This is a genomic window from Paractinoplanes deccanensis, from assembly GCF_016862115.1.
Taxonomy (GTDB): Bacteria; Actinomycetota; Actinomycetes; order Mycobacteriales; family Micromonosporaceae; genus Actinoplanes; species Actinoplanes deccanensis.
Window position 1 is genome coordinate 1 of the sequence record NZ_BOMI01000043.1, and the last position, 26591, is coordinate 26591.

29 protein-coding genes are annotated in these 26591 nt (G+C 69.7%); 12 read left to right on the forward strand and 17 right to left on the reverse strand.

Translation table 11 applies throughout. The annotated features are described in order from the left end of the window. Positions 1–13 precede the first annotated feature (13 nt). The gene (locus tag Ade02nite_RS12545; RefSeq protein ID WP_203761785.1) at positions 14–2125 is read right to left on the reverse strand and encodes an AIPR family protein; all 2112 of its coding nucleotides are present in this window, start codon (positions 2123–2125) and stop codon (positions 14–16) included. A gap of 233 nt (positions 2126–2358) precedes the next feature. Between Ade02nite_RS12545 and Ade02nite_RS12550 the strand changes: the two genes are divergently transcribed. Further along, positions 2359–3459 carry a glycoside hydrolase family 19 protein gene (locus Ade02nite_RS12550; RefSeq protein ID WP_203761786.1) on the forward strand — a complete coding sequence of 367 codons (1101 nt, stop codon included), beginning with the start codon at positions 2359–2361 and terminating at the stop codon, positions 3457–3459. A 44-nt stretch (positions 3460–3503) separates the two neighbouring features. On the opposite strand, the gene Ade02nite_RS12555 is transcribed toward Ade02nite_RS12550, so the two are convergent. Next, positions 3504–3965 (reverse strand): SitI3 family protein, encoded by a 462-nt coding sequence (locus Ade02nite_RS12555; RefSeq protein WP_203761787.1) that lies wholly within the window; start codon positions 3963–3965, stop codon positions 3504–3506. A gap of 66 nt (positions 3966–4031) precedes the next feature. On the opposite strand from Ade02nite_RS12555, the gene Ade02nite_RS12560 reads away from it, so the two are divergent. Next, entirely contained in the window at positions 4032–4286 is a 255-nt protein-coding gene (locus Ade02nite_RS12560) for a hypothetical protein (protein ID WP_203761788.1), read from the forward strand. Here Ade02nite_RS12560 and Ade02nite_RS12565 read toward each other — a convergent pair. Then, on the reverse strand, positions 4277–4741 hold the full coding sequence (locus Ade02nite_RS12565; RefSeq protein WP_203761789.1) for a hypothetical protein: 465 nt from the start codon (positions 4739–4741) through the stop codon (positions 4277–4279). The genes Ade02nite_RS12560 and Ade02nite_RS12565 overlap by 10 nt on opposite strands. Beyond that, positions 4738–5400, reverse strand: a complete 663-nt coding sequence (locus Ade02nite_RS12570; RefSeq protein ID WP_203761790.1) for a hypothetical protein — start codon at positions 5398–5400, stop codon at positions 4738–4740. Before Ade02nite_RS12570 ends, Ade02nite_RS12565 begins: the two co-directional genes overlap by 4 nt. An 83-nt stretch (positions 5401–5483) precedes the next feature. Here Ade02nite_RS12570 and Ade02nite_RS12575 point away from each other — a divergent pair, with 83 nt between their 5' ends. The 4 genes from Ade02nite_RS12575 to Ade02nite_RS12590 are packed head-to-tail and all read left to right on the forward strand — an operon-like array spanning position 5484 to position 7784. Next, positions 5484–5888 (forward strand): YbaB/EbfC family nucleoid-associated protein, encoded by a 405-nt coding sequence (locus Ade02nite_RS12575; protein WP_203761791.1) that lies wholly within the window; start codon positions 5484–5486, stop codon positions 5886–5888. Then, entirely contained in the window at positions 5885–6214 is a 330-nt protein-coding gene (locus Ade02nite_RS12580) for a hypothetical protein (RefSeq protein WP_203761792.1), read from the forward strand. Before Ade02nite_RS12575 ends, Ade02nite_RS12580 begins: the two co-directional genes overlap by 4 nt. Continuing rightward, entirely contained in the window at positions 6211–7476 is a 1266-nt protein-coding gene (locus Ade02nite_RS12585; protein WP_203761793.1) for a WXG100 family type VII secretion target, read from the forward strand. The genes Ade02nite_RS12580 and Ade02nite_RS12585 overlap by 4 nt, the downstream gene beginning before the upstream one ends. Positions 7477–7481: 5 nt before the next feature. Further along, positions 7482–7784: a hypothetical protein gene (locus Ade02nite_RS12590; protein WP_203761794.1), complete on the forward strand. Its 303-nt coding sequence runs from the start codon at positions 7482–7484 to the stop codon at positions 7782–7784. Positions 7785–7787: 3 nt separating this feature from the next. On the opposite strand, the gene Ade02nite_RS12595 is transcribed toward Ade02nite_RS12590, so the two are convergent. The 10 genes from Ade02nite_RS12595 to Ade02nite_RS12645 form a co-directional block, all read right to left on the reverse strand. Continuing rightward, positions 7788–8588 (reverse strand): ABC transporter ATP-binding protein, encoded by an 801-nt coding sequence (locus tag Ade02nite_RS12595; protein WP_203761795.1) that lies wholly within the window; start codon positions 8586–8588, stop codon positions 7788–7790. A 3-nt stretch (positions 8589–8591) separates the two neighbouring features. After that, complete coding sequence (locus Ade02nite_RS12600; protein WP_203761796.1) at positions 8592–9617, reverse strand: FecCD family ABC transporter permease; 1026 nt, start codon at positions 9615–9617, stop codon at positions 8592–8594. Beyond that, a complete protein-coding gene (locus Ade02nite_RS12605; RefSeq protein ID WP_239168716.1) occupies positions 9614–10633 on the reverse strand; it encodes a FecCD family ABC transporter permease in 1020 nt (339 codons plus the stop codon). Before Ade02nite_RS12605 ends, Ade02nite_RS12600 begins: the two co-directional genes overlap by 4 nt. A 5-nt stretch (positions 10634–10638) precedes the next feature. Further along, positions 10639–11637 (reverse strand): iron-siderophore ABC transporter substrate-binding protein, encoded by a 999-nt coding sequence (locus Ade02nite_RS12610; protein WP_203761797.1) that lies wholly within the window; start codon positions 11635–11637, stop codon positions 10639–10641. Positions 11638–11723: 86 nt separating this feature from the next. After that, a complete protein-coding gene (locus Ade02nite_RS12615) occupies positions 11724–13877 on the reverse strand; it encodes an ABC transporter permease (protein WP_203761798.1) in 2154 nt (717 codons plus the stop codon). Between the two features lie 3 nt (positions 13878–13880). Further along, positions 13881–14627, reverse strand: coding sequence for an ABC transporter ATP-binding protein (locus tag Ade02nite_RS12620; RefSeq protein ID WP_203761799.1), 747 nt, complete (start codon positions 14625–14627; stop codon positions 13881–13883). Positions 14628–14714: 87 nt separating this feature from the next. Beyond that, on the reverse strand, positions 14715–15365 hold the full coding sequence (locus Ade02nite_RS12625) for a response regulator (RefSeq protein WP_203761800.1): 651 nt from the start codon (positions 15363–15365) through the stop codon (positions 14715–14717). A 103-nt stretch (positions 15366–15468) separates the two neighbouring features. Next, positions 15469–16998 carry a sensor histidine kinase gene (locus Ade02nite_RS12635; protein WP_239168721.1) on the reverse strand — a complete coding sequence of 510 codons (1530 nt, stop codon included), beginning with the start codon at positions 16996–16998 and terminating at the stop codon, positions 15469–15471. A gap of 14 nt (positions 16999–17012) precedes the next feature. After that, positions 17013–18332, reverse strand: coding sequence for a DedA family protein (locus tag Ade02nite_RS12640; protein ID WP_203761801.1), 1320 nt, complete (start codon positions 18330–18332; stop codon positions 17013–17015). A gap of 63 nt (positions 18333–18395) precedes the next feature. Then, the gene (locus tag Ade02nite_RS12645; protein ID WP_203761802.1) at positions 18396–18761 is read right to left on the reverse strand and encodes a hypothetical protein; all 366 of its coding nucleotides are present in this window, start codon (positions 18759–18761) and stop codon (positions 18396–18398) included. Between the two features lie 166 nt (positions 18762–18927). On the opposite strand from Ade02nite_RS12645, the gene Ade02nite_RS12650 reads away from it, so the two are divergent. Genes Ade02nite_RS12650 through Ade02nite_RS12660 form a run of 3 tightly spaced genes read left to right on the forward strand, consistent with a single transcriptional unit; the run spans position 18928 to position 21010 of the window. Next, complete coding sequence (locus Ade02nite_RS12650) at positions 18928–19506, forward strand: copper resistance CopC family protein (RefSeq protein ID WP_203761803.1); 579 nt, start codon at positions 18928–18930, stop codon at positions 19504–19506. 56 nt (positions 19507–19562) lie between these two features. After that, positions 19563–20192, forward strand: coding sequence for a hypothetical protein (locus tag Ade02nite_RS12655; protein ID WP_203761804.1), 630 nt, complete (start codon positions 19563–19565; stop codon positions 20190–20192). Beyond that, positions 20189–21010, forward strand: a complete 822-nt coding sequence (locus Ade02nite_RS12660; protein WP_203761805.1) for a hypothetical protein — start codon at positions 20189–20191, stop codon at positions 21008–21010. Before Ade02nite_RS12655 ends, Ade02nite_RS12660 begins: the two co-directional genes overlap by 4 nt. Here the strand turns inward: Ade02nite_RS12660 and Ade02nite_RS12665 are convergent. Continuing rightward, positions 20999–21298 (reverse strand): Rdx family protein, encoded by a 300-nt coding sequence (locus Ade02nite_RS12665; protein ID WP_203761806.1) that lies wholly within the window; start codon positions 21296–21298, stop codon positions 20999–21001. The genes Ade02nite_RS12660 and Ade02nite_RS12665 overlap by 12 nt on opposite strands. 21 nt (positions 21299–21319) lie before the next feature. Further along, complete coding sequence (locus Ade02nite_RS12670; protein WP_203761807.1) at positions 21320–22735, reverse strand: MFS transporter; 1416 nt, start codon at positions 22733–22735, stop codon at positions 21320–21322. Between the two features lie 90 nt (positions 22736–22825). Here Ade02nite_RS12670 and Ade02nite_RS12675 point away from each other — a divergent pair, with 90 nt between their 5' ends. After that, complete coding sequence (locus Ade02nite_RS12675; RefSeq protein WP_239168717.1) at positions 22826–23509, forward strand: TetR family transcriptional regulator; 684 nt, start codon at positions 22826–22828, stop codon at positions 23507–23509. Between the two features lie 10 nt (positions 23510–23519). Here the strand turns inward: Ade02nite_RS12675 and Ade02nite_RS12680 are convergent, their stop codons facing one another. Then, positions 23520–23951, reverse strand: coding sequence for an Hsp20/alpha crystallin family protein (locus tag Ade02nite_RS12680; protein WP_203761809.1), 432 nt, complete (start codon positions 23949–23951; stop codon positions 23520–23522). A 199-nt stretch (positions 23952–24150) separates the two neighbouring features. On the opposite strand from Ade02nite_RS12680, the gene Ade02nite_RS12685 reads away from it, so the two are divergent. Then, positions 24151–25317, forward strand: a complete 1167-nt coding sequence (locus tag Ade02nite_RS12685) for an MFS transporter (RefSeq protein WP_203761810.1) — start codon at positions 24151–24153, stop codon at positions 25315–25317. Positions 25318–25370: 53 nt separating this feature from the next. Next, positions 25371–26564, forward strand: coding sequence for an NAD(P)/FAD-dependent oxidoreductase (locus tag Ade02nite_RS12690; protein ID WP_203761811.1), 1194 nt, complete (start codon positions 25371–25373; stop codon positions 26562–26564). The last annotated feature ends 27 nt before the right edge of the window (positions 26565–26591 follow it).

Below are 26591 nucleotides of genomic sequence, written 5' to 3' on the forward strand. Positions count from 1 at the left end.
CGCCGTTGCAGTACTAATCCTCGTCGCCGACGGCGAGCCCCCTCTCGACGCGGGCGTTGTCGGCGAGGTCTCTCAGCGAGCCCTCACTTGGAATGTGCCAATGGAGCGTTCCCGCGACGGCGATCTCCTTCCCGGATGCCAGCTTGCGCATCTTTCGGACGAGTCCGCTCGGCGAATAGCGCTGTCCGTCAAAGTGCCAGATGAGCGGACTCCGGGCATCGTTCGACCATGTGGCTGTGCTGCGCTTCTCGTCCTCCGACAGCCATGTGGCCATGTCGCGACGCTCGGCCCGGGTTGCGGGACGGAACTCGAGCACCGTGCCGTCCGGGATCCGGTTGAGGGCCACGAGGGTCTTGACCGCGTCAACCTGTCGTCCCCCTCTGTCGTCAACGCCGGTAACTCGATAGTCGGTCCTCAGTTTCGCCGGCTTCGTGCCTGACTGGATGCCTCGGATGGCAGCTTTGACCACTCGTTGGATGCGCTCGGAGTTGCGAACCGCGGCGATGATGTGACTCGACGCACCATATTCCGCGTCGATCGCGTACAGCGACCAGTCGAAGGAAAGCTCCGCAATGTGCGGCACCTTTGATGTCTGGCCGCTCCAATCCGCATCCGGGTCGCCGACCGAGTCTGTATCGAGCTGGCTGTAGACCACATGCGTCACCAGGAGGTCGCCGTAGCTGGCCATCGCGGCTGCTCGGCCAACCAAGCCCTCACGCATCTCAGCCAACTTGCTTCTGACCGCTCGCAGCAGCTGTACCTTGCGCCAGACAACAACGACATCGGGTTCTTCGTCGAAGAGTTCTTTGTAAACGTCATCCCGCCAGATGTCCGCGAGCTCCCGTTTTGCGGTGGCCGCGTACACAGCGTCGGCGTGCGTTGCTGCAAGTGCCTCCGCCACCTCTGTGATGGAGGTTCCGTGTTCCGGGTCTGGGATTGGTTCGCCTCGCTTGACCACGTAGCTCAGGCTGAGGGCGGTAGCAAAGCAGTCCCGCAGGAAGATTTGCGCTTTGTCCAGAGACTTGAAGTCCCTCTCTTCGACTGGGTTCTGCGTGTTGGTATTGGTGGTGACCTTGTCGCCGAAGCCAGGCGGGCAGTCTTCGAGTGAAATGAGGCGCACGAGCACACGGCCACGTTCCGCGGCGGACGGATCGGCTTCATAGGCCTTGTGGATGGCGCTGACTGTCTGCGCGCCGTTCACCACGCTGACTCCAGAAAGCTGGAAGTCGCCGACTCCGCCGAGCACCGCCTTGCCGGCAGGCTTAATCGACTGGCAGAGCATCGTGATCCCGTTGCTGAAATACCAGAAGTGCTGAGCCTCAGTGAGCAGAGTGTTCCGAATCTTCACATTGACATCCGTCGCATCGAGCGATCCTCGGATGTTCCTCGCGAAGAGTCCGCGTCGATACTTAGAGTAGAGACTTGCGATGTCGGGCACCGTTACGGTTCCGTACAGGGCCTTATATGGGTGTACCTCTTGCCCGAACCCTTCGAGGCGTAGTGGGATATTGATTTTCGGCGCTGCAGTATCCCCGAGTATCGCCCGGTGGAAGTCCTTGAGGTCGAGGATCTCGTAATCGACCATCTCCTCCACCTGGTTGAACTGAGCGATCTTCTTCTCCAGCAGTGACCGCACGCCCGCGCTCAGCGCCTCGACCCTGACGAGGGCGAGAACCAGAGTGATCTTCGGTGTCCCGTTGGGATCGTCGAACGCCGCGTCGAGGTCGGGCACGTGGCGCTGGAAGCGTCGATTGAAAGCCGAGAACTCGAGGTCGAGTATCAACTCAAGACCTTCGATCAACTTGTGCACTTCGGCCTCGCCGAATCCGGCCTTCGCTCTGTCGCTCCATTTGGCCTGATACAGGCGGATTCTCGGGGTGCCCAGAGTCCGGTCCACGCTGATGGCGTCGATGCCCTTGTCGTCGGCGCCGTCGAACACCGACTCGGCGGCGACCAGATTCGTGCACGGCTGCTCTATCTGACGTGCCAAGGCGGCCAAGCCGCGCGTGAGAAAGTGCTCGCGACGCTTCGCCTCCGGGAGCCCCTGCTTGTCCGAGAGGTCGATGACGTCACTGAAGCGCTCGTCTATGGCCTTCTGCACGAACCTGACCTGGACAACGCTCACTGTCGCCCCTCACTCTCTGCAATGGACACTCTCCATCCTAGTCGTGGATGGCATGTTCGGGTTTCGGCCATGCCTGGCGACGTTCTGATCATCGGTCCGCCCGAGGAGGCTTTCGGGCATAACTCTGAGGTTTGTTTACAGATGGCTTGACTTCGGCCGGGCGCCTCTAGTTGAGTTGATGGGCATCCATCCCCCTCGTGCCAGTACGTTCCCCGGCGTACGGAAGGTTTGTCATGCCCAGAAGACGGCTTCTGTCCATCATGGCCGCGATCGGCGTTGCGCTGGCCGGCACCGCGGCGGCGGTCATCCCCATGGCGGCGTCCAACGCGGCTGAGGCCTGTGTCGCCGCGTACGACAATGCGAAGGTCTACACCGGCAACCAGCGGGCCTCGTACAACGGGCACAACTGGACCGCCAAGTGGTGGACTCAAGGCGAGGCGCCCAGCACCGGCGGCTCCGGCGTGTGGGCCGACAACGGCGCCTGCGGCGGCGGGGGTACGACAACGCCGCCACCGACTACGAGCTGCAATTACCCCAACTGGGTTGCCGGGCAGTTCTACGCGGCCGGCTCGATCGTGAAGTACACGAACGGGCAGTACTACAAGGCTTCGCACGAGAACCCGGGCTACGACCCGGTCATCAGCACCTGGTACTGGTCGCCGTTCACCTGCACCGGCGGAGGCGGCACCACCACACCACCGCCCACCGGCAGTGGGGCGTTCCCGGTCAGCGAGGCGCAGTTCAATCAGATGTTCCCGAACAGGATCCCGTTCTACTCGTACGCGGGCCTGATCGACGCCATCAAGAAGTACCCGGCTTTCACCACGACCGGCAGCGACACCGTCAAGAAGCAGGAGGCCGCTGCCTTCCTGGCGAACGTCAACCACGAGTCCGGCGGCTTGGTGTACGTCGAGGAGATCAACCAGGCGAACTGGCCGCTCTATTGCGACCGCAATCAGCCGTACGGGTGCCCGGCCGGCCAGAGTGCGTACCACGGTCGCGGTCCCATCCAGCTGAGCTGGAACTTCAACTACAAGGCGGCCGGTGACGCCCTCGGCATCGACCTGCTGAACAACCCGGACCGCGTCAAGAACGAGGCGTCGGTCGCCTACCAGACCGCCGTTTGGTACTGGATGACCCAGCGCGGCCCCGGCACCATGACTCCGCACGACGCCATCGTGAACGGCCGCGGCTTCGGCGAGACGATCCGCAGCATCAACGGCTCGCTCGAATGCAACGGCGGCAACCCGGCGCAGGTCCAGAGCCGCGTCGACGCGTACAACCGCTTCACCGCCATCCTCGGCGTGACGCCGGGCGGCAACCTCTACTGCTGATCTGGGGGACTGTGAGGGGGCACGGCCACGATGGCCGTGCCCCCTCACAGCAATGGCTGGGCGAGGTTCTCGCTCCGGAACTGTGACAGCAGGGGCGCGACCTCGGCGTTCTCCACCCAGTCGTCCCAGTCCGAGGAGAAGACGACACTGCCTTCTCCGTATCGCAGAACGGCTCTCTCGCCGTTGTGCAGCAGCACACCGTTGCCACCATGTCGCTGCGCGAACGCGATGAGCACATGCACCATCAGTGCCGTGTTGTGCTCGGCGGTTTCTTCGGCCGCCCGATTCGAGAATCGGAAGGTGGCGGAGAACCGCTGCTCCCAGCCGAAGACCGCGATGGCCGGATTGACGTCATCGCCCGTGACGGCACGCACGGTGACGTACATGCCGTTCAAGAAGATGGTGCCGTCGGGGCGCTGGTCACCACCGATCGCGGCGGCGATGAAGGCGCGCATGGTCGCGTCGTCGACAGGGGCATCGCCAGACCAGTCGTATTCGAGGGCCATCAGTCACCTCTCGATGGAAGAACGGGACGATAATCGTCGTATCCCTCCGTGAGTAGGTGAGCGGCAGTGCCGGCTTCAATCGGTATCTGGGCGCAAGGTGATCCGCACGGCGACCTCGTGCTCTACCGGTGGGAGGCCGACCGGCAGACCGGCTTCGTGACGTTCGAGGTGCTGAGCGAGACGTTCCGGCCGGCCGACGAGAATGGCCGGCCGGTCGAGGATGGTGGTCCGTTGTTCGCCCAGGTCGTCGCGGCGATCAGGCGCGCCTACCGCCGAGGTGAGGGCAAGGCGCCCGCGACCGCCCACGTCTACTACTTCTGACGCCAGACTTGGGCCCAGTCGGGTGGCGGGACGACAGGCAGCTCCGGCTCGCCGGCGATGGGCTCCAGGGCATGGACGATGGTGAGCTCGTCGTTGTCGGGCTCGGTCAGCACGCGGCCGTAGCTGCCGTCCGCGGCGACCAGGAACCAATAGTCGGGGGCGACACTGCCGTCATCCACCAGCGCCCGGCCGCCGGTGATCCGGCAGATCGCTTGCGCGAGTTCGAGTTCGCTTGCTTTCGTCAGCTCCTCGAGTTTGTCGCCCGCGCTGAGCTCGTGGCCGAATTGCCCGTCGACGGGGGTGATCAGCGCAATCGGATCGGGCCCGGGATAGTCGTTGAGGTCCTCGTACGGTCCTGTGTAGATGAGTTCCAGGGGCACGCCGTACACGGAGTGCAACGCCTGCCGCAAAGCTTCGGCCGACGTTCTCCTGTCGAAGTAGATCCCGTACGTCATGCCTCGCCCCTGTAGCTCTTGTGGTGCTGGAAGACATCGAGGGCCGACCGCCACTCCGCGTCACCGATGGCCGGGTCGCGCGCCAACGCCCGTCGTGCCGCGTCGATGTCGCCGTTCGAGCCGATCAGCTGCTTGAGAACCTTATATGCGGGCCGCGACAGGTCCACGAAACCAGGTCCCGACACCGGGATGACAGTGCCCGTGTCTTCCACGGCGTATGTGCGGCCGTTGACCTTGTAGCGGTTCGACGTGGGATTCCACGTGGCGTGGCCCGCGGAGATCTGCGCGAGGTCACCCGCCACGTCCGTCCCGGGGAGGACAATCGTGTTCTTGCCTTTGGCCGGGCTCTTCGGCCTGATGCTGTTGAGAATGTGCCGGTTGTTGGGTTCCCGCAAAGGCATTTTTGCCGCAGGCCCCTTTATCGGAGCGGTGAGGCTGCTCGGGGCACCGGGTCGGCCGACTGTGGCCATCATGGCGACCCGTTCCTGTGCCGCGGCGACATTGCCCGCGTCGTCCGCGCCGCCCGCGGCCGTTCGTCGCTGCGGAGGGTCTCCGCCGCCGCCACCGCCGCCCTGAGTTGAGGGCTTCGAGGAATGGGATCGCGCCATGCTTCCGTCCGCCCATCGCCGGGAGCCGCCAATGGTATCGATGAGAGTCACCGCTCGGTGGGCGATCGTCTGGCGTGAATCGCGTTTCCACAGTTCAGGGCCTGTTGGCACCGCCTCGCTAGCCTGGCGAGGAGATGTCGACGGGGGTGATGACCGTGGATGGCATTGACGCCGCTGAAGAGTGGCTTGACGCCTGGGTGGGACAGGCGAACGCGCAAGCCGCGCGAAGCGTCGAGCTGTCGCGTCGGGTGGCGGCGCTGACCGGCACGGCGGAGGGTCGTGACGGTGCGATCCGGGTGACGGTCGGGTCGACCGGCCAGGTGGAGCAGCTCGATCTGGACGACCGGGTTCATGAGCTGTCGGGGCCTCGGCTGGCCGCGGAGATCGTCTCGGTCATGCGGCGTGCGCAGGCGGTCCTCTCCACGAGGGTCGCCGAGGAGGTGCGGGCCACGGTCGGCGCCGATACCGAGACCGGGCGTGCGGTGATCCACTCTTTCGACAGCCGGTTCCCCGCTGTCGAGTCTGAGGAGGGCCGATGAGCGCCGGTGTGGAGTTCGACGCCTCGGCGGTGCTGCGGCATGCCGACGCGGTGAGCCAAGCTTCCGACGGCATGGCGCAAGCGAAGTCCGCCGCCGGCGTGGTCGTCATGGACAGTCAGGCGTACGGGCAGCTCTGCCAGTTCTTGCCCACCCTGCTCAGCCCATTGTTCGGCCTCACCTCGGATGTCATGAACGATGCGGTGGAAGCGCTCGGAGAGACGGCGCTGAAGCTGCGCGCCACCGCCTCGGACGTCACGGCCACCGATGCCGGCAACGCTGAGCGGGTGAACGCAGCCGCTGGGCCGGGCATCGAACTGCCGTTATGACCGCCAACCCGCTGGTTGCCGAAGCGACCAGCTCGACCACTTGGTACACGGGTCTCGGCCTGGCCGAGGACGCAGCCGAGATCAGCAAGGGCATCCAGGATCAGAGCTGGGTCGACGCCACACTGGGCGGCGTCGGCGGCACGTTGGACGTGCTCGGCACTGTCATCGATCCGCTCGGTTCCCTGGTCGCCTGGGGTGTCGGCTGGCTGATGGAGCACGTCCAGCCTCTGAAGGAAGCCTTGGACTGGCTGGCCGGCAAGCCCGACGAGATCGCCGCCCACGCCGCCACCTGGCGCAATGTCGCCACGGCGACGGCCGGCATCCAGGAGCGGTTCGTCGATGCTGCCCGGTCGCAGACCTCCGGCTGGGCCGGCGCCTCCGGCGATGCCTACCGCAACCATGCGACGCGGCAGGCCGACGCGCTCGGCGGCATCGCCAAGGTCTCGGAAGGAATCTCGTACGCGGTCGAGGGTGCGGGCCTTCTTGTCGGCATGGTGCGCGAGATCGTGCGCGACCTCATCGCCCAGTTCGTCGCCACGCTCGCGGCGCGGCTGCCGCAGTGGCTGGCCGAGGCGGGGCTGACGCTGGGCCTCGCCACTCCGGTCGTCGTCAGCCAGGTGACCAGCCTGGTTGCCAAGTGGGTCAACAAGATCCAGGGTTTCATCCGCGCACTGCTCACCAGCCTGCGGCGGCTGAGCGGCAAGCTGAACGAGCTGACGGGTGCCCTGGACGGCATCAAGGACATCCTGCGCAAGCTGAGCCGCTCCGACCCGACGTCGCCCACGCCCGGCGCGACGCCTCCGGTGCGCCAGACCGGTGGTGAACTGCGGCGTCCTCGCGGCGACATCGACTTCGAGGAGGATTGGGCAAACCAGGCGTACGACACGTTCCGCGCCAGCGACGACGAGCTGCCGGCCATCGCCGCGACCGCGCGCGAGCACGGTTTCACTCCCGAGGACATCGCGATGATCAAGAACCACGTGTTCCGCGAGGAGCATGTCCTCGATCTGTACGGCGACAGCACCGTGGCCCGTTTCGACGCCAACCCGCGCATGGCCGAGGCCTGGCAGCGGCTCGCCGACGGCAACCCACACCCCGCCGACATCGACCTGCTCCGGCACGAGCGCCACGAGGCGCAATACATGGCCAGCACCGGAGACCCCAGCTACGGGCGTGCGCACACCGCCACGAACGACGCCGGCTACACGTGGGATCCTGAGGCGGCAGCGCGTGACGGGGTCGGCTACCAGCGGAAGTGGTGACGGCGATGACTGCTTCGATCGGCATCTGGGCGCAGGGCGACCCCGGCGGAGAGCTGGTGCTCTACCGCTGGGAGGCCGACCAGCGGACCGGTTTCGTGACTCTCGAGGTGTCGAGCCAGAAGGTCCGGCCGGCCGACCCGAGTGGGCGCCCGCTCGGCGACCTGGTCTTCGATCCCGCCGAAGGCGAGCCCACGGGCTCGGCGGAGGGCGTGGACGTGCGGTTGTTCAATCAGGTGGTCGTGGCGCTCATGCGGGCCTACCGCCGGGCGGGTGCGGCGCCGGCGACCGCCCATGCGTACTACTACTGACGATCATGTCGTTCGGTGACGGCCGATCGGGACGATCATCGGCGTCTCCGAGACGGGGTCCGGGACCACGCGGCAGCGGATCCCGAACACATCGGTGACCACCTCCTCGGTCAGGACCTCCGTGGGTGCACCCGCCGTGACCACCGCCCCGTCCTTCATGACCACCAGGTGGTCCGCATAACGGCAGGCCAGGTTGAGCTCGTGCAACACGATCACCACGGTCGTGCCCTCGGCCTCGTTCAGGTCGGTCAGCACGTCCAGCACCTCGACCTGATGACTCACGTCCAGGTACGTCGTCGGCTCGTCCAGCAGCAGCACCCCGGTCCGCTGCGCCAGCGCCATGGCGATCCACACCCGCTGACGCTGGCCCCCGGAGAGCTCGTCGACAGAGCGCGCCGCGAGAGAAAGGGTCCCCGTAGCCGTCAGCGCCGCCGTGACCGCCTCATCGTCCTGGCTGCTCCATCGCCGGAACCACCCTTGATGCACGTGCCGTCCACGGCTCACCAGGTCCGTCACCGTGATGCCGTCCGGCGCGATCGGCCCCTGCGGCAAGATCCCCAACCGCAGCGCCACCTCCCGGCTGGCCAGCGAATGGATCGACTTGCCGTCCAGCAGCACCGAACCCGACGTGGGCGGCAGCAGCCGGGCCAAGCCGCGCAGGAACGTCGACTTCCCGCAGGCGTTGGGCCCGATGATGATGGTGACCTTGCCGGTGGGGATGGGCAGCGTGAGGTCGCGCACCACAGCGCGGTCGTCGTAGCCGAGGGACAGAGCGGAAGCGGCGAGCGTGGATGGGCCCTGCATGTGTCAGCCTCCTCGGCCGGTGCGGTTTGCGGTGGCCAGGAGCCACAAGAGGTACGGGGCGCCGATCACGCCCGTGATGACGCCTACCGGGTACTGGCGCGCGCCGAGCAGGTGGGAGCCGATGAAGTCGGCCACCAGGACCAGCAGCGCGCCGACGAGGCCGGCCTGCAGCAGCACCGGGCGGCCGCCGCCGACCAGGCGTACGGCGATGGGGCCGGACATGAACGCGACGAACGCGATCGGGCCGGCGGCCGCGGTGGCCATGCCGGCGAGGATCACGGCGGTGAGCAGGAGCAGCATGCGGGACGTCTCCACCCGTACGCCGAAGGCCTTTGCCAGATCGTCGCCCAGTTGCAGGCCGGAGAGGGTGCGGCCCAGCATCAGCGCGGCCGGCAGGAGGATCACGAGCGCGATGAACAGGGGGACGATCTGCGCCCACGTACGGCCGTTCACGCTGCCCGTCAGCCAGATCAGGGCCTCGGCGGCGACCTTCACGTCCGACCGGGTGAGGATGAACGACGTGATGCTGGTCAGGGCCGTGCCGACGCCGATGCCGACCAGGATGAGGCGGTAGCCGCCGACGCCTTTCTGCCAGGAGAGCGCGTAGATCACGATTGCCGTGATCAGCGCGCCGATCAGGCCGATGACCGAGACGAACGAGCCTGAATAGCCGCCCACCAGGACCGCCAGGACCGCGGCCGTGGTGGCGCCCTGGGCGACGCCGATGACGTCGGGGCTGGCCAGGGGGTTGCGCAGCAGCTGCTGGAAGATGGCGCCGGACAGGCCGAACGCGAGGCCGGCCAGCGCGGAGACCGACGCTCGGGGCAGGCGCAGCGAGTGCATGATGTAGTCGACGCCGGCGGGGGTGGGCAGGCCGAGCAGCGAGCGGACCACGTCGGGCAGCGAGATCTGGAAGTCGCCGTACGACAGGGTCAGCGCGAACATCGCGAGCACGGCGGTGAGCAGGATCAAGGAGACGCGGCGAGCCCTCGACGATTCCCGGCGGCGCGTGGCGGCAACAACACTCATAGCTCGGCCAGCCTCCGCCGACGGGCGAGGATGACGAAGACCGGCGCGCCGATGATCGCCGTGACGATGCCGACCTGCACCTCGCCGGGGCGGGCCACGACCCGGCCGAGCACGTCGGCCAGGAGCAGCAGCAGCGGCGCGAGCAGCATCGAGTACGGCAGCATCCAGCGGTGATCCGGCCCGGTGATCGCGCGCGCGACGTGCGGGATCATCAGGCCGATGAAGACGATGGGGCCGGCCATCGAGGTGGCCGTGCCGCAGAGCAGGACGATCGCGAGGCCGGCGATCAGGCGGGCCACCAGGACGTTCTGGCCGAACGAGGTGGCGACGTCATCGCCGAGCGCCAGCGCGTTCAGGGCCCGCGCCGACGCGAAGGCCAGGAGCGCCCCGGCGAGAAGGAACGGCAGCGACTGCACGACCACGTCGCTGCCGCGGTTCGCCAGCGAGCCGACCTGCCAGAACCGGAACTGGTCGAACGTGTCGACGTCGGTGAGCAGCACGGCCGTCGTGAACGACGTGAGCGCCGCGGTGACCGCCGCGCCCGCGAGGGCCAGCTTGATCGGGGTGGCGCCGCCGCGGCCGATCGAGCCGATCGTGTAGACGAGCACCGAGGTGATGGCGGCGCCGGCGAAGCCGAACCACACGTACCCGGTCAGGGTCGTGACGCCGAACAGGCTGATCGCGATCACGACGAACAGGCCGGCGCCGGCGTTCACGCCGAGGATGCCGGGGTCGGCCAGGGGATTGCGGGTGACGCCCTGGATCAGGGTGCCGGCCAGGCCGAACGCGGCGCCGGCGAGCAGGCCGACGAACGTACGGGGAATGCGTGACTGGGTGATGATCAGGTCGTCGCGTGCCCCTGAGTCAGGGTTGGCCAGCGCGTGCATGACCGTGCCGAACGGGATGTCGCGGGCGCCGACCGCCAGGCTGAGCAGGGCCGCGCCGGCGAGGGCCACCGCGATCACCACCAGTCCGGTGGTGAGCACGGTGGCCCTGCGGTGGCGGGTCTCCGTCACGTGGGTCAGCCGAGAGCGCCGGCCAGCAGCGGGGTGACCTTGTCGATCGCGTACGACAGGCCGCCGACCGAGTTGCTCGAGAACGCCGTTGAGATGTCCTTGTTGTCCATGTAAGCGACGTGGCCGGCCTTGACCGACGGCACGGCCTGGAAGATCTTGTCGCTCTTCACCTGGTCGAGCGTGGCCTGGATGAGGAAGACGACGGTGACGTCGGCGTCCGCCAGGTCGAGCTGCTCGTTGGAGAGCGGGATGTAGAAGTTGTTGGTCTTCAGCTTCTCGATCGCCGGGGCGTTCTTGAATCCGAGCTTCTGGAGGAAGTCCACGCGGCCGTCGCCCGAGACGTACGCGCCCCAGCCGTCGCCGGTGCGGGCGACCGCGGAGGCGGTGGCGCCGTTGAACTTCGGGTTGGCCTGGGCGGTCGAGGTGAACTTGGCGTCCAGGTCGCTCTTGAGCTTGGCGGCCTCGGTCTGCTTGCCGAGCGCCTTGCCGATCATGTCGAGCTGCTGCTCCCAGGTGGTCAGGTACTGCTCGCCGCCCTTGGGCACGTCGACCACCGGCACGCCCAGCTTGGCGAGCTGGTCGTAGCGGGTCTTCTCGCCGCTCGAACGGGTGTCGAGGATCAGGTCGGGCTTGAGCGCCGCGACCTGCTCCATGTCGATCTCGAGGGTGCCGAGCAGCTTCGGCGCGGTCGTGTACTTGCCGGTGTTCCACGGGCCCTGCCCGTCGCCGCCGAGCGCCATCCAGTCGGACGCCCCGACCGGCTGAACGCCGAGGGACAGCGCGACGTCGGCATCGCTCCATCCCAGGGCCACCACGCGGGAGGGCTGCTTGGAGATCGTCACGTCGCCGAACGCCGTCGGAATCGTGACCGGGAACTGCGCGGCGGCCGTGGACGACGCGGCGGGCTCGGACGAGTCGTCCGTGCCGGTGGTCGAGCAGCCCGCGAGGGCGACCGCGGCGCTCAGGATGGCGACCGGCAGCAACCGGCCAAGCGTGAGACGCATCGAGACTCCAGTGAGAGGGAAAGGTGAGCCTAACCTAATGGGATATACCCGATTCTCAAGCTGGAGAAAGACAACTCACAACGGCGTCACTCTTTGATGCCGGCATTGTGTACGGCGGGTACACGCAGTAGCCGCCGCACGGGCACGATCGTCGTGATCACGGCCAGCGCCGTCGTCCCGCCGAGCACGGCAAGCCACCCCATCGGCGGTACGTAGGGAACGGCGTGACCGGTCACCGCGTGCACCACGGCGGTCAGCGTGATCGCGGCGATCACACCGCCGATGGTGAGCGCGGCCCCGAGCAGGCCCACCTGTTCCGCGTTGACCATGCGCCGCACCTGCCGGCGGGTCACCCCGGTCAGCTGGAGCACGGCCAGTTCCCGCTTGCGGGCGAGCGCGGCCATGACCATCGTGTTGCCGGCGGCGAGCGCGGCGTAGCCGACCATCACGCCGATGAGCAGCTTGTTCAGCCACGCGCCGATGGCCAGGTCGCGGCTCAGCTGCCCGGTCAGCTCCGACGCCGGCACCAGCGTGGCGCCGGGAAGCCGCACGGCCTCGCCGCGGACGAGCACCTGGTCGTCGGGGCCGGCGACGAGCGGGCGGGGGAGCAGCGCGTCGGCGATGCCCAGGCCACGGTCGTAGATCGCCACCACCCGCAGCGTGACCTGGCGGCCGTCGGGCAGCCACATCTTGGCGTCGTCGCCGAGCTTCCAGCCGGAGGAGTCCGCCCTGATGCGGGAGAGCGCGACGCTGTTCCCGCGCAGCTCGGCGAGGTTTCCTTCGCGGACTCCGGGGTCCATGGTGGACGTCAGGTCGTTCGCGTCGACCGCCTTGGCCGTGGCCGGCTCGGCGCCATCGAAGATCGGCACGACCACGGACGTGGTGCGCACGCCGGTCGCCGCCTCGACGCCCGGCATCCGCCGGATCCCGGCCGCCGCGTCGGCCGGCAGGGAGCCGAGCAGTGCGTAGTCGGCGGTCAGGCCGTCGCGACTCTGCGTGACGGTCTGCCGTTGCAGATTGTCCTGGAGGAACCACACGGAGCCCCCGAACCCGACGGCCAGCACCAGCGCGGTCAGCACCGCGGACATGCCACGCGCGTTGGCCCTGAGGTTCGCCACGGCAAGATCCCCTGAGACACCCCAGGCCGTACGCAGCACAGGCGCGAGAACCCGGGCCGCCAGCGCGTTGATCCACGGGGCGAGCAGCGCCACCGCGATCACGAAGACGTAGAGCATGCCGACCGCGGAGGCCTGCGCCGCCAGCCCGCTCGCACCGACGGCGAACACCGTGGCGGCCACGCCCGAGCCGAGCATCAGCAGCCCGGCCACGAGGCGCACCTTGCCGCCGCGCGGCGGTTCCACCGCGATGTCGCCGAGCGCCTCGGCGGGACGGATGCCGCTGACCCGGCGCGCGGCGATGCGGGCGGCGATCACGGCGACGAGCAGGACGAGCAGGGTGGCGGCGGCAGCGGCGAGCGGCTGCCCCGTGATCGGGAAGCCGTCCGGAACGAAACCGCGGCCGACCAGCTGGTCGTGCACCCAGTTCGTGGCGACCAGGGCGGCCGGGACGCCGGCCACGGCGGCGGCCAGGGCGAGGACCGCCGACTCCGCCATGACGAGCCGGCGCACCTGGCGCGGGGTCGCGGCGATCGCCCGCAGCAGGGCCAGGTCGCGGCGGCGGTGCCGGACGGCGAGCCCGATCGTGCCGGTGACCACGAAGATGATCAGTAGCACCACGTAGCCGCCGAACGCGGAGCCGGCTTCGAGCAGGAGCGACCGGGCGTCACCCGCCTCGGACCGGTCGGCGAAGCCACGGTCGTCTCCCGCGTACGCCTCGACGCCGTTCTCCTTCGCCAGCCGCTCGACGGCGTGGATCGATCGAGTCTGTACGCCGAAGGCGGCGACCCGGTCCGGCGAGGGACCGGGGAAGACCTGCACGCCGGTGACGCCGGGCAGGGCGCGAAGCTGCTCGCCGAGCGCGGTGGGCACGGTGCCCTCGGGCAGCGGCACGGTGGTGGTCGAGTTCTCGCCGTCGAACTCCTTGGTGACGATCTTGATCTGCCGGTGGGCGACCACGACATCGGCGGCGGCGTAGCGGCCCGGATCGGGCTTGTAGACGGCGGCCGAGACGATGAAAACGGACAAGGTCATGAGGATCATGACGCCGGCCGCGAGCGCGACGAGCGTGGCGGCCGAGGTGCCCGGGCGGTGGCGCAGCAGGCGCAGCGAAAGCTTCAGCATGAGTCAGCCCGCCACACCGAGGGGGCGGCGGCCCAGCGAGGCCAGGATCTCGGCGATCCGGTCGGCGCCCGGCTGTGGCAGGTCGCGCACGATCCGCCCGTCGGCCAGCACCAGCACCCGATCGGCGTACGAGGCGGCGACGGGATCGTGCGTCACCATCACCACGGTCTGGCCATAATCGGTCACCGCCGACCGCAGCAGGGCCAACACCTCGGCGGCCGACGCCGTGTCCAGCGCCCCCGTCGGTTCGTCGGCAAAGACGACATCCGGCCGTACGGCGAGAGCGCGCGCGATGGCCACCCGCTGCTGCTGCCCGCCGGACAGCTGCGCCGGCCGGTGCCGGAGCCGATCGCTCAGCCCGACCCGGGCCACCACTTCGGACACCCAGCGCGGATCGGGCAGCAGGCCGGAGAGCCGCCCCGGCAGCAGGATGTTCTCCTCGACGGTCAGCGCCCCGATGAGGTTGAACGCCTGAAAGACGAACCCGATCCGGTCGCGCCGCATCTCGGTCAGCTTGGTCTCGGAGAGCTTCGACAGCTCGGTGTCCCCGATCCACACCCGCCCCGAGGTGGGCCGATCCAGCCCCGCGGCGGTCTGCAGGAGAGTGCTCTTGCCCGACCCCGAGGGCCCCATGACCGCCGTGAAGGTCCCCCGCCCGAACGCCGCGTCCACTCCCGCAAGCGCCGTGACCTTCTGCCCGTCGGTGGCATATGTCCGAGTCAGCTGCTCGATCCTGATGACGTTCTCCATGCCGAAAACGCTATTTCCGCAGCTCACAGAGATCGATCCGGCTGGCTGGCCAATCCGGGGTACAGCAGGCTGTACCACCAGCGCCCTTCAGCGGGCCGCCTCCAGGTAGCGGAGGACGGCGGTGACCCGGCGGTCGGCGCGGTCGTCGGGCGGCAGGTCGAGCTTGGCGAAGATGCTGCGGATGTGTTTGTGCACCGCCCCTTCCGTGACGACGAGCTTCTCGGCGATCGCCGTGTTGCCCAGGCCCTCGGCCATCAGCGCCAGCACGTCCCGTTCGCGCGGGCTGAGCCGGGCCAGCGAGCTTTCCGGCCGCTGCCGCGCGAGCAGCAGCCCGACCACCTCGGGGTCGATCGCCGTGCCACCGTCGGCGACCCGGTGCAGCGCCACCAGGAACTCCTCGACCCGGCCGACCCGCTCCTTGAGCAGATAGCCGAGCTTCGCCGCCCCACCCGCCAGCAGGTCGGTGGCGAACGCCTGCTCCACATAGGCGGAAAGCACCAACACCGCCAGCCCGGGCCGCCGCCGCCGAGCCTCGACCGCCGCCACAATGCCCTCGTCGGTGTGCGTGGGCGGCATCCGCACGTCGACGATCGCCACGTCAGGCTGATGCTTCTCCACGGCCTCGAGAAACGGCTCCGGCGAATCGGTCGTCGCCACCACATCGAGCCCTTCGGCCCGCAGCAGCAGCGCCAGCCCTTCCCGCAGCAACGGGTCGTCCTCAGCAATCACGATCCGCACGGCAGCGCCATCCCTTCAACCACCCCAACCCACTCCCTCGCGGCCCGCGGCAGCGGCACTCCTCCAACGCTCACAGCCGGCCGCGACCACGCCCCCGGAACGCTCACGATCCGCAAGGCAGCTCCACGCGCATCGTCGTCGGCCCTCCCGCCGGGCTCGTCAGGCTCAGGCTGCCGTCGTAGGCCTCGACCCGCCGCCGGATGCCCGTGATGCCCGACCCATGGCTCTCGTCGGCGCCGCCCTGGCCGTCGTCCTCGACAACGATCAGCAGACTGCCGCTGCCGTCGGAGGCCACGCCGTTCGCGCCGGCGCCCCGTCCGGGCGGGCCGCCGCCACTGTTGGCGGCGGAATCGCCGCGGCGAGCCCCGGACCCACCACCACCGACACCGGCCTCGTCGCGGCGAACTCCGCCACCGCCACCACCGACGCCGGCCTCGTTGCGGCGAGCCCCGCCACCGCCGCGGGCATCGGCCTCGTTGCGGCGAGCTTCGGAGCTGTCGTCGGCCTTGGCCTTGTCGCGGCGACCTCGGTCGTCGTCGCCTTGGGTATTGGTGCCGCCGCGGTGAGGGCCGGCCTCGCTGACGGCTCCGGTATGTCGGGTGCCCAGGGTGACGGTGACCTTTGCGCTGGTGGCGCGGCTGTGTTTGGTGATGTTGGTGAGGGCCTCGGCGACCACGAAATAGGCCGTCGCCTCCACTGAGGCGGCGCAGCGGTGGGGCAGGTCGACTTCGAGCTTGCAGGGGACGGCGCAGTCGGCGGTCAGGGCCTTGAGGGCGCCGTCGAGGCCGCGGCCGTCGAGGACCGGGGGCAGGATCGTCTTGACCACGCCGCGGAGCTCGGCCAGGGCCTGCTCGGCGGCGGATTGGGCTCGTTCGAGCAGCTCGCCGGCGCCGGCCGGGTCGCGGGCGAGCTGGCGGCGGGCGGCGCCCAGCAGGACGGTCACGGCGACCAGGCGGTTTTGGGCGCCGTCGTGCAGGGAGCGCTCGATGCGGCGCAGCTCGGCGGCGTGGGCGTCGAGGGCGGCCGCGCGGGTGGCGGTGAGCTGGGCGACGCGCAGGGACAGGTCGGTGCCGGCGGGTGGCGCGAGGAGCCTGCGGCCGGGCCAGGCCTGCGCTCGGGCCAGCGCCGGATGGGCCAGGAGGCACACGGCCAGCCAGAACAGACCGTAGAGGGCGACGAGCAGGGCGCCGCTCAGTCCGTACACCTGCCAGAAGACGATGCCGGGGCCCTCGCCGGGAGGAACCACGCGGTACCACAACGGGAAGGTCGTGTCCTGCACCGCGTAGAGCGGCAGCGTCACCCCGAGGATGCCGAGGACCATGCCCCACGTCCCGTGGACGGCAACCCAGGCGAGCTCGCGCCAGACCGCCGGGTCACGCACCGCTCGCAGGCCGGGAAGCAGCGGCTCGGGCTCGATGATCTCGGGGCCCCAGCGGGACAGGCGGGCCCGCTCGCGGCCGGCGGAGGCACGCACCGCGCGGGCGGCGCTGTGCACGAACGGGAGACCCACGCCGACCAGGCTCGCGGCGGCCACGCCCAGCACCCAGACGAGCGTGCCCAGCGCGAGGACGGCCGTGCCGAGGCCGCCGACGAGACGCTCGAGGGCGTCGACGGCGGCACGGGCCCGGTCCATCACCTTCACGCGCGTCACGTTAGAGCAAGGGTCCGACGGTTTTCCTCGCTTGGCCGCCGGGTCGACCAGATCGCGGCGTTGAGCGCGGCCCAGGCTATGCCGAGGATGACGGCGGCGACGGTCTCGCTGAGTTTGCTCCAGCCGAGATAGACCCAGGAGCCCGCACAGACGGTGACGCAGGCTGCTGCGGTTGTCCACAGTGCTACCTGCGTACGACGGGCAAAGGGTCTCGTGATCAGCCAGGTGAGCAGGCCGATGACGGCGGCCAGGCGCGCGGTCTCGGCGGCGGCGTACGTCGCGATGGCGGGACCGGCGTCGACGGAGGGCAACGGTCCGCCGAACTCGGCGGGTGACGGCAGGATGAGCGGCTCGGCTCGGGTCCAGTCGGTCGGATCGAGCAGGACCAGCACGATCGCGAGGATCGCCATGGGCAGCACGGGGGCGAGGCAGTGGAACAGGCCGGGCCAGTCGGGCCGCGTGCCCCGCCACCGATGGCCGAGCAGCCATCCGCCGACCGAGATCGTCGCGGCGACGGCGAGCAGCGCTTCCGGGCTCACCGAGGTGGCGAGATCGAGGGCGAACAGGTAGCCGTCGGAGGTCCATTCGCCGCGGGCCCACTCGGCGACCGCGTCGTCGGCGGCGGACAGGCCGCTGAACCGCACGATCGGCGGGATCAGGGCCACCAGCAGGAACGCGAGCCCGGCCAGCGCGCCGAGGCTGAGGGGCAGGCGGCTGCGCACGTTGACGACGGGGAGGCGTACCGGAAAAGGGTGTCGGCCGAACCAGCGGCCCGCGAGCACCAGCGCGACCACGAGCGCGGTGAGCACGGCCAGCGCACCACCGGCACGCCCGGCGCGGGCGGCCAGCACGTCGTACGAGGCGCCGGCCAGATAGCTGGCGCCCACGAGCCAAAGCGCCCAGAGGATGACGGCCGGGGTGTGGAAGGCCGCGAAGCGACGGTACGGGATGCGCTTGCGCCCGGCGAGACGCGGCACGAGGGTGCGCGCGCCGACCACCCACTGGCCGAGGAAGACGGCGCGGCCGCCGTACCGCTCGAAGAGCCTCTCGGCCTTTTTGTGTTGCTTGGGCGGTTTGCGCTGCCCGGCGAAGTAGGCGAAATTGCCGCCGGCCAGCCCGGCGACCACCGCGCTCACCAGCGCCGGAACGATGCCCACCACCCCCTCGTTGGCGAGCAGCCCCAGCGCGACGAGCGCGGTGGCCGACGGCAGCACAAGCCCCGCGACGAACGCCGCCTCGCCCGCCACCAGCGCCGCCACCACGACACACACCAGGGCGGGCGGGAGCGCCCCCAACACGTCGTCGATCACCTGCACCCTCGGAGCGTATGGACGCGCCCCGATTCCCCGGATCGGTGAGATCCCCCCGCGCGACCCTGATCAGGCACCCGTAGTGGCCGGCTGCCGATAGGCCGCGCGCGTCGCGACGGCCCCCGCCACGGCCGCCACCCACACCCCGATGAGCTGGACCGCCTGCCCGATCGCCACGGTCGCGCCGGAGTCGCCGCTGATGTTGTCGAATCCCGTACCGCTGATCAGGAAACCCACCGTGATGAACGCGCACAGCAGCACCCCCACGGCCGGCGCCCAGCGCCACGGCGCCCACGTCACGAAGGCCGCCCCCACCAGCAGAATGACGATCCCCGGCGGCACCGCCACCGGAAACTCGACCCCGCCGGCCCACAGCAGGCCGATGCCCGCCGCACCGACCACCTGCCCCGCCACCGTCATCATCTTCAGGTTCATGCGGCTCATCCTTCGGCCGCGCGCCCGCCCCCGAATCCGTCCCGGAGCGGCGATCCACCTACGCCCCCTGACGTACGCGGGAACCAGCGGGCCGCGGTGAACGACAAACGATGGGGATCCGTAAACCCAGAAGACCGCCGCCGCTAGCAGAAGGACCTGCCGACCGATGGACAGCCGTACGACCTCCCGCCTGCTGCTCGCCCTGGTGGCCGCCCTGGCGGTCCTGCTGCCCGGGGCCCCCGCGTGGGCACACAACTCGCTGGCCGAGGCGACCCCGGCCAAGAACGCCACGCTGAAGAAGGCCCCGGAGAGCGTGAAGCTGCGCTTCCTGCAAAAGCTCAACCCGACCGCCACAAAGATCACGATCAGCGGCGACGCCCCGGTGACCGCCTCGTCCCCGAAGATCGACGGCGCCACCGGCACGATCACGTTCGAGCCCCTGCCGAACGGCGTCTACACGGTCGCGTACGACGTCATCTCGAAGGACGGGCACGCGGTCAAGGGCTCCTACAAGTTCACGGTGGCGGCCCCGGAATCAACCACGGCGCCTACCAGCGCGGCGGCGTCCCCCTCAACAGAGCCGACGATTGTGCCGCCGACGACGGCCGCGACGTCGGCGGCCCCGGCGGCTCTGGTCTCCGACGATTCGTCGTCCAACACCACCATCTGGGTGGTCGCCCTGGTCGCCGGCGTCGTCATCGTGGGCGGTGGCGTGTTCCTGGCCCTGCGCCGCAGGAGCAGCTGACGCTGGCGGCCGGTTCCTAGACTCATCATCATGGATGCCTTCGGCAGGCCCGGTCCGTGACGTCGAGGCCGCGCCCGCACGGCGGCGACGAGCCCGACGAGGGCCGGCCCTCGCCCCGCGGGCGCGGTGAAGACCCGTCGAACGTCGCCGACGCGCACGCGGAGGTCGAGGCGGCCGGCCTGCGTGGCCGCGTCGGCGCCGAGCGCGGTTCCGCGCCCCCGCCGCCATCGTCGAGCGACGGTCCGCCCTGGCCCGCGGCCGCCTCCGTCGCCGGCAGCGCGAGGGGTGCGGATCTCAACCCTCCGCATCGGCGGCACACCGTCACGGGCGCCCGCAACGGCATGGTCCAGGAGGACAACACCGTCTACCTGCGGGGCTACGAAGGCGTGGCAACGGACGACGTGCAGGGAATAGCGGCGGGCCGAGCCGTGTGGAATCAGGAAACGCAGCGGTACGAGATAAACGGCCGTTCCTACGGCGTGGAGCCCAATGGCACGGTCTTCCCGGATTCCGGCACCGGTATGGTCAAACTCGACCGCAATGAGTACGCCGCCCTCAAGGAGATCGTTCGAGCGGGTGGCGACCTGTCGGCGTCGCCGCAGCTGAGCAGGAACCCGCGATTCACCGAAAATCCTGATGCGGTGGCGAAAGCCAAGGCGATCTACGACGGGACGTACGTGCCGTGAACTACGGATTCTGGATTTACGGGGAGCTGGACCGGAAGCGCCTCGCCGCAGCGCTGGCCGAGATGCTCTCGCTCCCCGAGGGATCGGTTGACGTCGGCGAGGACGGGGACGAGGACCGCCGCTGGGAGGCGCCCGTCAGCTGCACCGTCACGCCGCTGCTCGGTGAGCTGCACTGGCATCTCGACATCTATGTGAGCGACGTCGTGCCGGGCCCGCCTCCCGAAAGTGCCGCCGGGCTGTGGCTTGCCGGGCGGCTTCGTACGGTTGTCGCCTATCAGGCGCTGCCTTTTCCGCCGAGCGCCTTTTGGCTTGTGGCGCCCGACGGCACTCGCACCCGGGCGCGCGTTTACGAGCAGGACTCCGGCGACACGCCGTCGTACCGGATCGACGCCGTCGAGCGCCCGTTCCCGGCTTTGCCGGGGCTGCGGGTCGCGGCATTGCCCGAGGTGATTCGCGAATATCGGATGCCGACGCCGGTCACCGATCGGCTCCGGGGCGCCTTCGAGGAATCCATCGTGCACCGGCTCGGCGCCTGGGAGGGCTTGATCAGGCGGCTCGAGGAGGGGTGGCCGCCGGACGGCTGGTACCCGGCCGAGTACTACCGCCAGGACCTGGAAGTACGCGACGAGCTGGCGGCCGCGGCGCCCGGGGAGATCGCGCGGGCCGTGGGCGAGCTGGATGAGCGCTTCACCGCCGCGACCGAGGACGACGGCGGGCGTGCACTGGCCGCCGAGACCGGCCCGGTGCCGGACGGGTGGTGGTGGCGCCGGGTTCCGCAGCCGCTGCCGTGGCGTGATGCTCCCGGCTCAGTCCGGTGAGGTGGCGGCGCGGTCGGTGTGGCCGAGGCTTCGGCCTGGGGCGATGCGGTCTCGGACCATGCGCTTGAGGTCGGGCAGCTCCGGGAAGCCGCCCTGCTCCTTGCGCGACCACAGCAGCTCGTCGCCCAGTTTGATCTCGAAGATGCCGCCTGTGCCGGGGACCAGGGCCACCTCGCCCAGTTCCTTCTGGAAGGTGGTCAGGAGTTCCTGCGCCGTCCACGCCGCTCGCAGGAGCCAGCGGCACTGGGTGCAGTACTCGATCTCTAGGCGAGGTTCCCTGGGCGTCACAAGGCACGAGTATGGACCGGATCAGACGAGCTCGGGAACTCGCTCCTCGGTTTCTTCGGTGGCGGGGCGCACGGAGCGCAGCGCCCACAGCGCGATCGGGACGCCGACGGCGACCAGGACGGCGGCCACGACCAGGGAGAACTGGTAGCCGGCCAGGTACCTGTGCAGTTCCGTGCCGGTCGCCGCGTTGGAGCGGTTGGTCAGGATCGCGCCGAGGATGGTGATGCCGAGCAGGCCGAAGACCTCGCGGGAGACGTTCAGCATGCCCGAGGCGATGCCGGCGCGCGACTGCGGCAGGGTGCCGACGATCACGTTGTTCAGCGGGACCAGCAGGCCGCCGCCGACGCCGTACACGAGGAACCAGGGCAGCAGGTCCAGATACGAGGTGCCTTCGCCGTACGAGGAGATGCCCGCGACAGACGCAGCCATCAGGGCCAGGGCCGCCGCGACCGTGCGACCCGCGCCGAAGCGGATCTCCAGCCGTGGCGCGACCGTGGCCATCACCGCCATGACCAGCGCCATCGGGACGAAGGCCGCCCCCGCCGCGGTGGGAGAGAAGCCGAGCACGTTCTGCATGTAGATGGCTGTGTAGAAGTAGATGCCGAAGACACCGAACGCCCACAGCCCCATCGCCAGCAGACCGCCGCTGAACACGCGCAGGCGGAAGACGGCGAGGTCGATCATCGGGTTGGCCGAGCGCGCCTCGATGACGACGAACGCCACCGCCGCCACCAGGGCCAGCGCGAAGGCGCCCAGGATCGAGGCCGAGGTCCACCCCTGAGACTCACCTTCGATCAAGCCGTACGTCAGAGCGAACAGCGCCAGCGACGACGAGAGCACGCCGGGCAGGTCGAGCCCGCGAGCGGCGCCCCGCTGCCCCTCGGGGATGCTCCAGGCGGCCAGGGCGAACGTCGCCACCCCGATCGGCGCGTTGATCAGGAAGATCCAGCCCCACGAGGCGTGCTCGCTGAGCCAGCCGCCGGTCAGCGGCCCGAAGGCCAGGGCGAGCGCGCCGACGCCGCCCCAGATGCCGATCGCCGTACCGCGCTCGCGCGGGTCGGGGAACAGGGACGTGAGCAGCGCCAGCGAGGCCGGTGTCAGCAGCGCCGCCCCGATGCCCTGCACGGCCCGCGCGCCGATCAGCATCTCCTGGCTCTGCGCGAGTCCGGCCGCGACCGACGCCAGCGTGAAGACCGCGAGGCCCGCGTAGAACGCCCCGCGCTGGCCCAGGACGTCCGCGATCCGGCCGCCCGCGAGCAGCAGGCCGGCGAAGACCAGCACGTACGCGCTGGCGATCCACTCCAGGCCCTCGAGGGAGAGACCGAGGTCGCGCTGGATCGACGGGAGCGCCACATTGACGACGTTGTTGTCGAGGTACGTCATGAAGGTGCCGAGCGCCACCGCGACGAGCGCCCACCACCGTCGATTCTTCTCCATGCCACGCTCCTATACGACGCACGTGTACAGCGCACATGTACGACGTACATGTACCTCGTACATGACACCTGTACGTTGTATGGTTGTCAAGTGGCAGGGGAGAAGCTGAGCAAGACCGCGGTGGCCGAGCGGGCGCTCCAGATCGGCGACGAGCACGGCCTCGAGGCGGTGACGATCCGCCGGCTGGCTCAGGAGCTGGGCGTCACGCCGATGGCCCTGTACTGGCACTTCAAGAACAAGGAAGAGCTGCTGCTCGGCATCTCCGACTACGCGCTGTCCACCGTCCGCGCCGATCGGGGCGCCGCCGACCCGTGGCAGAAACAGGTGCGCGCGATGGTCGAGGCGCTGCTCGCGGTCATGCGCAAGCACCCGGTGCTGCCCGACCTGCTCGCGTCGGTGGAGAAGTCGCGGACGGCCAGTTTCACCCGGGCGTCGAATGACGCGCTGACGCTGCTGACGAGCGCGGGCTTCACCGTGCAGCAGGGCTACTGGATCGCGTCGTACCTCTTGCACGGGGTGATCGGCCTGCTGCTGGCGCAACCGGAGGGCCCGCCGCACGGGACTCCGGAGGAAATCGCGGAATGGCGCCGCCAGCGCCGTGTCGAATTGGTGTGCCTGCCGTCAGACCAGTTCCCGATGCTGGTGAAGTTCGGGGAGACGTACGCGTCCGATCCCGACCCGGAAAGCTATTTCGCGTTCGGCGTCGACCTGCTGATGTCGGCGGTCGAGGGAATGGCGAATCGCCCGGCGGGTGCATCACCCGCCGGGCGCTGAGTGACAGAGATCAGGCGCTCTCGAGAGCGCGGTCGTCGGCGGGACGCGAACCCGTGTTGATCGCGATGCGGCGCGGCTTGGCCGCCTCGGCCACCGGGATCGTCAGCGTCAGCACGCCGTCCTGCCAGGTGGCGTCGATCCGGTCGAGGTCGAGCCCGTCGCCCAGCGTGAGCCGCCGCTCGAAGGTGCCGGTCGCCCGCTCGCGTCGCACCCACTGCACGTCCTCGTCCGTGCGCGGCGAACGCTCGGCGCGGATGGTCAGCACCCGCCCGTCGACACCCACGTCGACCGAGCCCGGGTCGATGCCGGCCAGGTCGCAGTGGAGCACGAAATGATCACCGGAGCGGTACAGGTCCATCGGCATCGCGATGGAGTTGCCGCCACCGAGCATCTGCCCGGCGAGCCGGTCGAATTCGCGGAAAGGATCGAAAGTCAGCACCACGGGAATCCACCTCCTAGAGACGGCCCGCCGGCCTGCCCGGCGAGCGCGTGGCGCTCGGCTCAGATCAGTTCTGCCGAGGTCGGCGAGCTCGTGAGCAGCACCGACAAGTAATTTTTTAGCACTGTCGGTCGCCGAGTGCCAAGTGGTTCCGCGAAAAAATCCCGCCGCTCGTGGATGATCGGTCCCGAGGAGGAACCGCATGCGGGCCTGGGTAACGCTGACGGCGCTGGCGCTGTCGACGTTCGTGTACGTCACCGTCGAGACCTTGCCGATCGGGCTTCTTCCGCAGATCGCGCAGAGCCTCGGGACGAGCACCTCCGCGGTCGGCCTGCTCGTCACCGCGTACGGCTTCGTCGTGGTCGTGGCCACCGTGCCGCTCACCAAGCTCGCCCACAGATGGTCACGGCGCCGCCTTCTCGGCGTGCTCCTCGGGGTCTTCGCCGTGGCGACGGCCGTTTCGGCATTGGCGCAGAGCTACGGCTCGCTGCTCGCCGCGCGCGTCGCGATCGCCCTCAGCCAGGCGGTCTTCTGGGCGATCGTCACCCCGGCCGCCGCCTCGCTCTTCGTGCCCCACGTGCGCGGACGGGCAATCTCCATCCTGTACACCGGGAGCTCGGCCGCCCCGCTGCTCGGCGTGCCGGCCGGAACGTGGCTCGGACAGCAGGCCGGTTGGCGCGTGCCCTTTCTCGCCCTCAGCGCCATCGGGCTGGTCGTCCTCGTGGTCATCGTCGCCCTGATGCCCGACCTGCCGCCCGGCCGCAGCGACGCCGACCGCGGCACCGCCCCCGATCCCGGTCGCTACTGGACACTCGTGGTCGCCACGGCGCTGATGGTGACCGGCGCTTTCGTCTCGTTCACCTACATCAACCCGTTCCTCACCGGCGTGAGCGGCTTCGCCGAGTCCGCCATCGGCCCGATCCTGCTGGTCCGCGGCCTGGCCGGGCTCGCCGGGGTGATCGTCGCCGGCTTCGTCGTGGGCCGCTGGGGCTGGCCCAGCCTCGTTGTCGTCACCGCCGGCCAGGCCGTTTGCCTGCTTGTGCTGTACGCCTTCGGCGCGAACGGCGCGGCAGCGGTCGTCGCGAGCGCCGGCGCCGGGTTCATGCTCGCCGGCATGGCGGCCGTGCTCGGCGCCCGGGTCCTCGAGGTCGCCCCGGGCGCGACAGATCTCGCGTCGGCGGGCACCTCCACGGCGTTCAATGTGGGAATCACCGCCGGCGCGTTGATAGGCAGCGCCCTGCTGACCGGCGCCGGCGTCCGCAGCACGGCGCTGGTGGGCGGCCTGGTGACGATGGCGGCGCTGATCGCGGTGCTCGCCGAGCCGCGTCTCGCCACACGCCGCGCGCAAACCGTCGGCAGCGTCACGTAGAGCGCGTCATCCGACGCATGGTCCGGCCACTGCGACTCGGCAATGATGACCCCATGAGTTATGTCGTGGTGGGTGGCGGCCTGGCCGGCGCCAAGGCGGTCGAGACCCTGCGAGAGTCCGGCTACGGCGGCCCGGTCACCCTGATCGGCGCCGAGACCGTCCGGCCGTACGAGCGCCCGCCGCTCTCCAAGGGCCTGCTCCTGGGCAACGACGCACCCGAGAGCGTCTTCGTCCACGCGGCCGAGTGGTACGCCGACCACGACGTCGACCTGCGCCTCGGTGCCACGGCCACCGCGCTCGACCGCACCACCAGGTCGGTGCGGCTCGACAACGGCGACGAGGTCGACTACGACCGCCTGCTGCTGGCGACCGGCTCGACACCGCGCCCGCTCGACGTGCCCGGCGGCGAGCGCGCGCTCCTGCTCCGCACCCTCCAGGACTCGCACCGGATCGACGAGGCCGTCACCAAGGACTCCCGCGTGGTGGTGATCGGCGCCGGTTGGATCGGCCTGGAGGTCGCCGCCGCCGCGCGCAGCCGGGGCGCCCAGGTCACCGTGGTCGGCACGTCGGCGCTGCCGCTCCAGAAGATCCTCGGCGACGAGATCGCCCAGGTCTTCGCCGACCTCCACCGGGCGAACGGCACCGACTTGCGCATGAACGCCCACGTGGCCGAGGTGACCGCCGACGCGGTCCGTCTCACGGACGGCACCACGCTGCCGGCAGACGTGGTGGTGGCGGGCATCGGCGTGACGCCGAACGTCGCGCTGGCCGCGGATGCCGGCCTCGACGTGTTGAACGGCGTGCTGGTCTCGTCGCGGCTCGCGACCAGCGACCCGGCCATCTTCGCGGCGGGCGACATCGCCAACATCGACCACCCGCTGCTCGGGCGGCGCCTCCGCGTGGAGCACTGGGACACCGCCGTCCGCAGCGGCCCGGTGGCGGCCCGGGCCATGCTCGGCGAAGAGGTCGTCTACGACCGGTTGCCGTTCTTCTTCACGGACCAGTACGACCTGGGCATGGAATACACCGGCTCGGCGCCGGCCGACGCCGAGGTGGTGGTGCGCGGCGATCTCGCGAGTCGCGAGTTCATCGCCTTCTGGCTGGTCGACGGCAAGGTCGTCGCAGGCATGAACGTCAACACCTGGGACGTGGCCGACAAGATCGACGCGCTGATCCGCTCCGGCTCCCCGGCCGACCGGGCGCGGCTGTCCTCCCCTGAGGTGGACTTGTCGGAGCTCGCCGCGTAGCGCCGCGCGTCTCGCACACGGTGTCCG

What these genes read in the sequence shown, in the direction of transcription:
- Ade02nite_RS12610 (WP_203761797.1), bottom strand. Translation starts at nt 11,637, where the DNA reads ATGCGTCTCACGCTTGGCCGGTTGCTGCCGGTCGCCATCCTGAGCGCC.
- Ade02nite_RS12575 (WP_203761791.1), top strand. Translation starts at nt 5,484, where the DNA reads ATGTCGACGGGGGTGATGACCGTGGATGGCATTGACGCCGCTGAAGAG.
- Ade02nite_RS12580 (WP_203761792.1), top strand. Translation starts at nt 5,885, where the DNA reads ATGAGCGCCGGTGTGGAGTTCGACGCCTCGGCGGTGCTGCGGCATGCC.
- Ade02nite_RS12550 (WP_203761786.1), top strand. Translation starts at nt 2,359, where the DNA reads ATGCCCAGAAGACGGCTTCTGTCCATCATGGCCGCGATCGGCGTTGCG.
- Ade02nite_RS12685 (WP_203761810.1), top strand. Translation starts at nt 24,151, where the DNA reads ATGCGGGCCTGGGTAACGCTGACGGCGCTGGCGCTGTCGACGTTCGTG.
- Ade02nite_RS12620 (WP_203761799.1), bottom strand. Translation starts at nt 14,627, where the DNA reads ATGGAGAACGTCATCAGGATCGAGCAGCTGACTCGGACATATGCCACC.
- Ade02nite_RS12565 (WP_203761789.1), bottom strand. Translation starts at nt 4,741, where the DNA reads ATGACGTACGGGATCTACTTCGACAGGAGAACGTCGGCCGAAGCTTTG.
- Ade02nite_RS12670 (WP_203761807.1), bottom strand. Translation starts at nt 22,735, where the DNA reads ATGGAGAAGAATCGACGGTGGTGGGCGCTCGTCGCGGTGGCGCTCGGC.
- Ade02nite_RS12590 (WP_203761794.1), top strand. Translation starts at nt 7,482, where the DNA reads ATGACTGCTTCGATCGGCATCTGGGCGCAGGGCGACCCCGGCGGAGAG.
- Ade02nite_RS12690 (WP_203761811.1), top strand. Translation starts at nt 25,371, where the DNA reads ATGAGTTATGTCGTGGTGGGTGGCGGCCTGGCCGGCGCCAAGGCGGTC.
- Ade02nite_RS12650 (WP_203761803.1), top strand. Translation starts at nt 18,928, where the DNA reads ATGGACAGCCGTACGACCTCCCGCCTGCTGCTCGCCCTGGTGGCCGCC.
- Ade02nite_RS12595 (WP_203761795.1), bottom strand. Translation starts at nt 8,588, where the DNA reads ATGCAGGGCCCATCCACGCTCGCCGCTTCCGCTCTGTCCCTCGGCTAC.
- Ade02nite_RS12635 (WP_239168721.1), bottom strand. Translation starts at nt 16,998, where the DNA reads ATGGACCGGGCCCGTGCCGCCGTCGACGCCCTCGAGCGTCTCGTCGGC.
- Ade02nite_RS12645 (WP_203761802.1), bottom strand. Translation starts at nt 18,761, where the DNA reads ATGAACCTGAAGATGATGACGGTGGCGGGGCAGGTGGTCGGTGCGGCG.
- Ade02nite_RS12585 (WP_203761793.1), top strand. Translation starts at nt 6,211, where the DNA reads ATGACCGCCAACCCGCTGGTTGCCGAAGCGACCAGCTCGACCACTTGG.
- Ade02nite_RS12600 (WP_203761796.1), bottom strand. Translation starts at nt 9,617, where the DNA reads ATGAGTGTTGTTGCCGCCACGCGCCGCCGGGAATCGTCGAGGGCTCGC.
- Ade02nite_RS12615 (WP_203761798.1), bottom strand. Translation starts at nt 13,877, where the DNA reads ATGCTGAAGCTTTCGCTGCGCCTGCTGCGCCACCGCCCGGGCACCTCG.
- Ade02nite_RS12555 (WP_203761787.1), bottom strand. Translation starts at nt 3,965, where the DNA reads ATGGCCCTCGAATACGACTGGTCTGGCGATGCCCCTGTCGACGACGCG.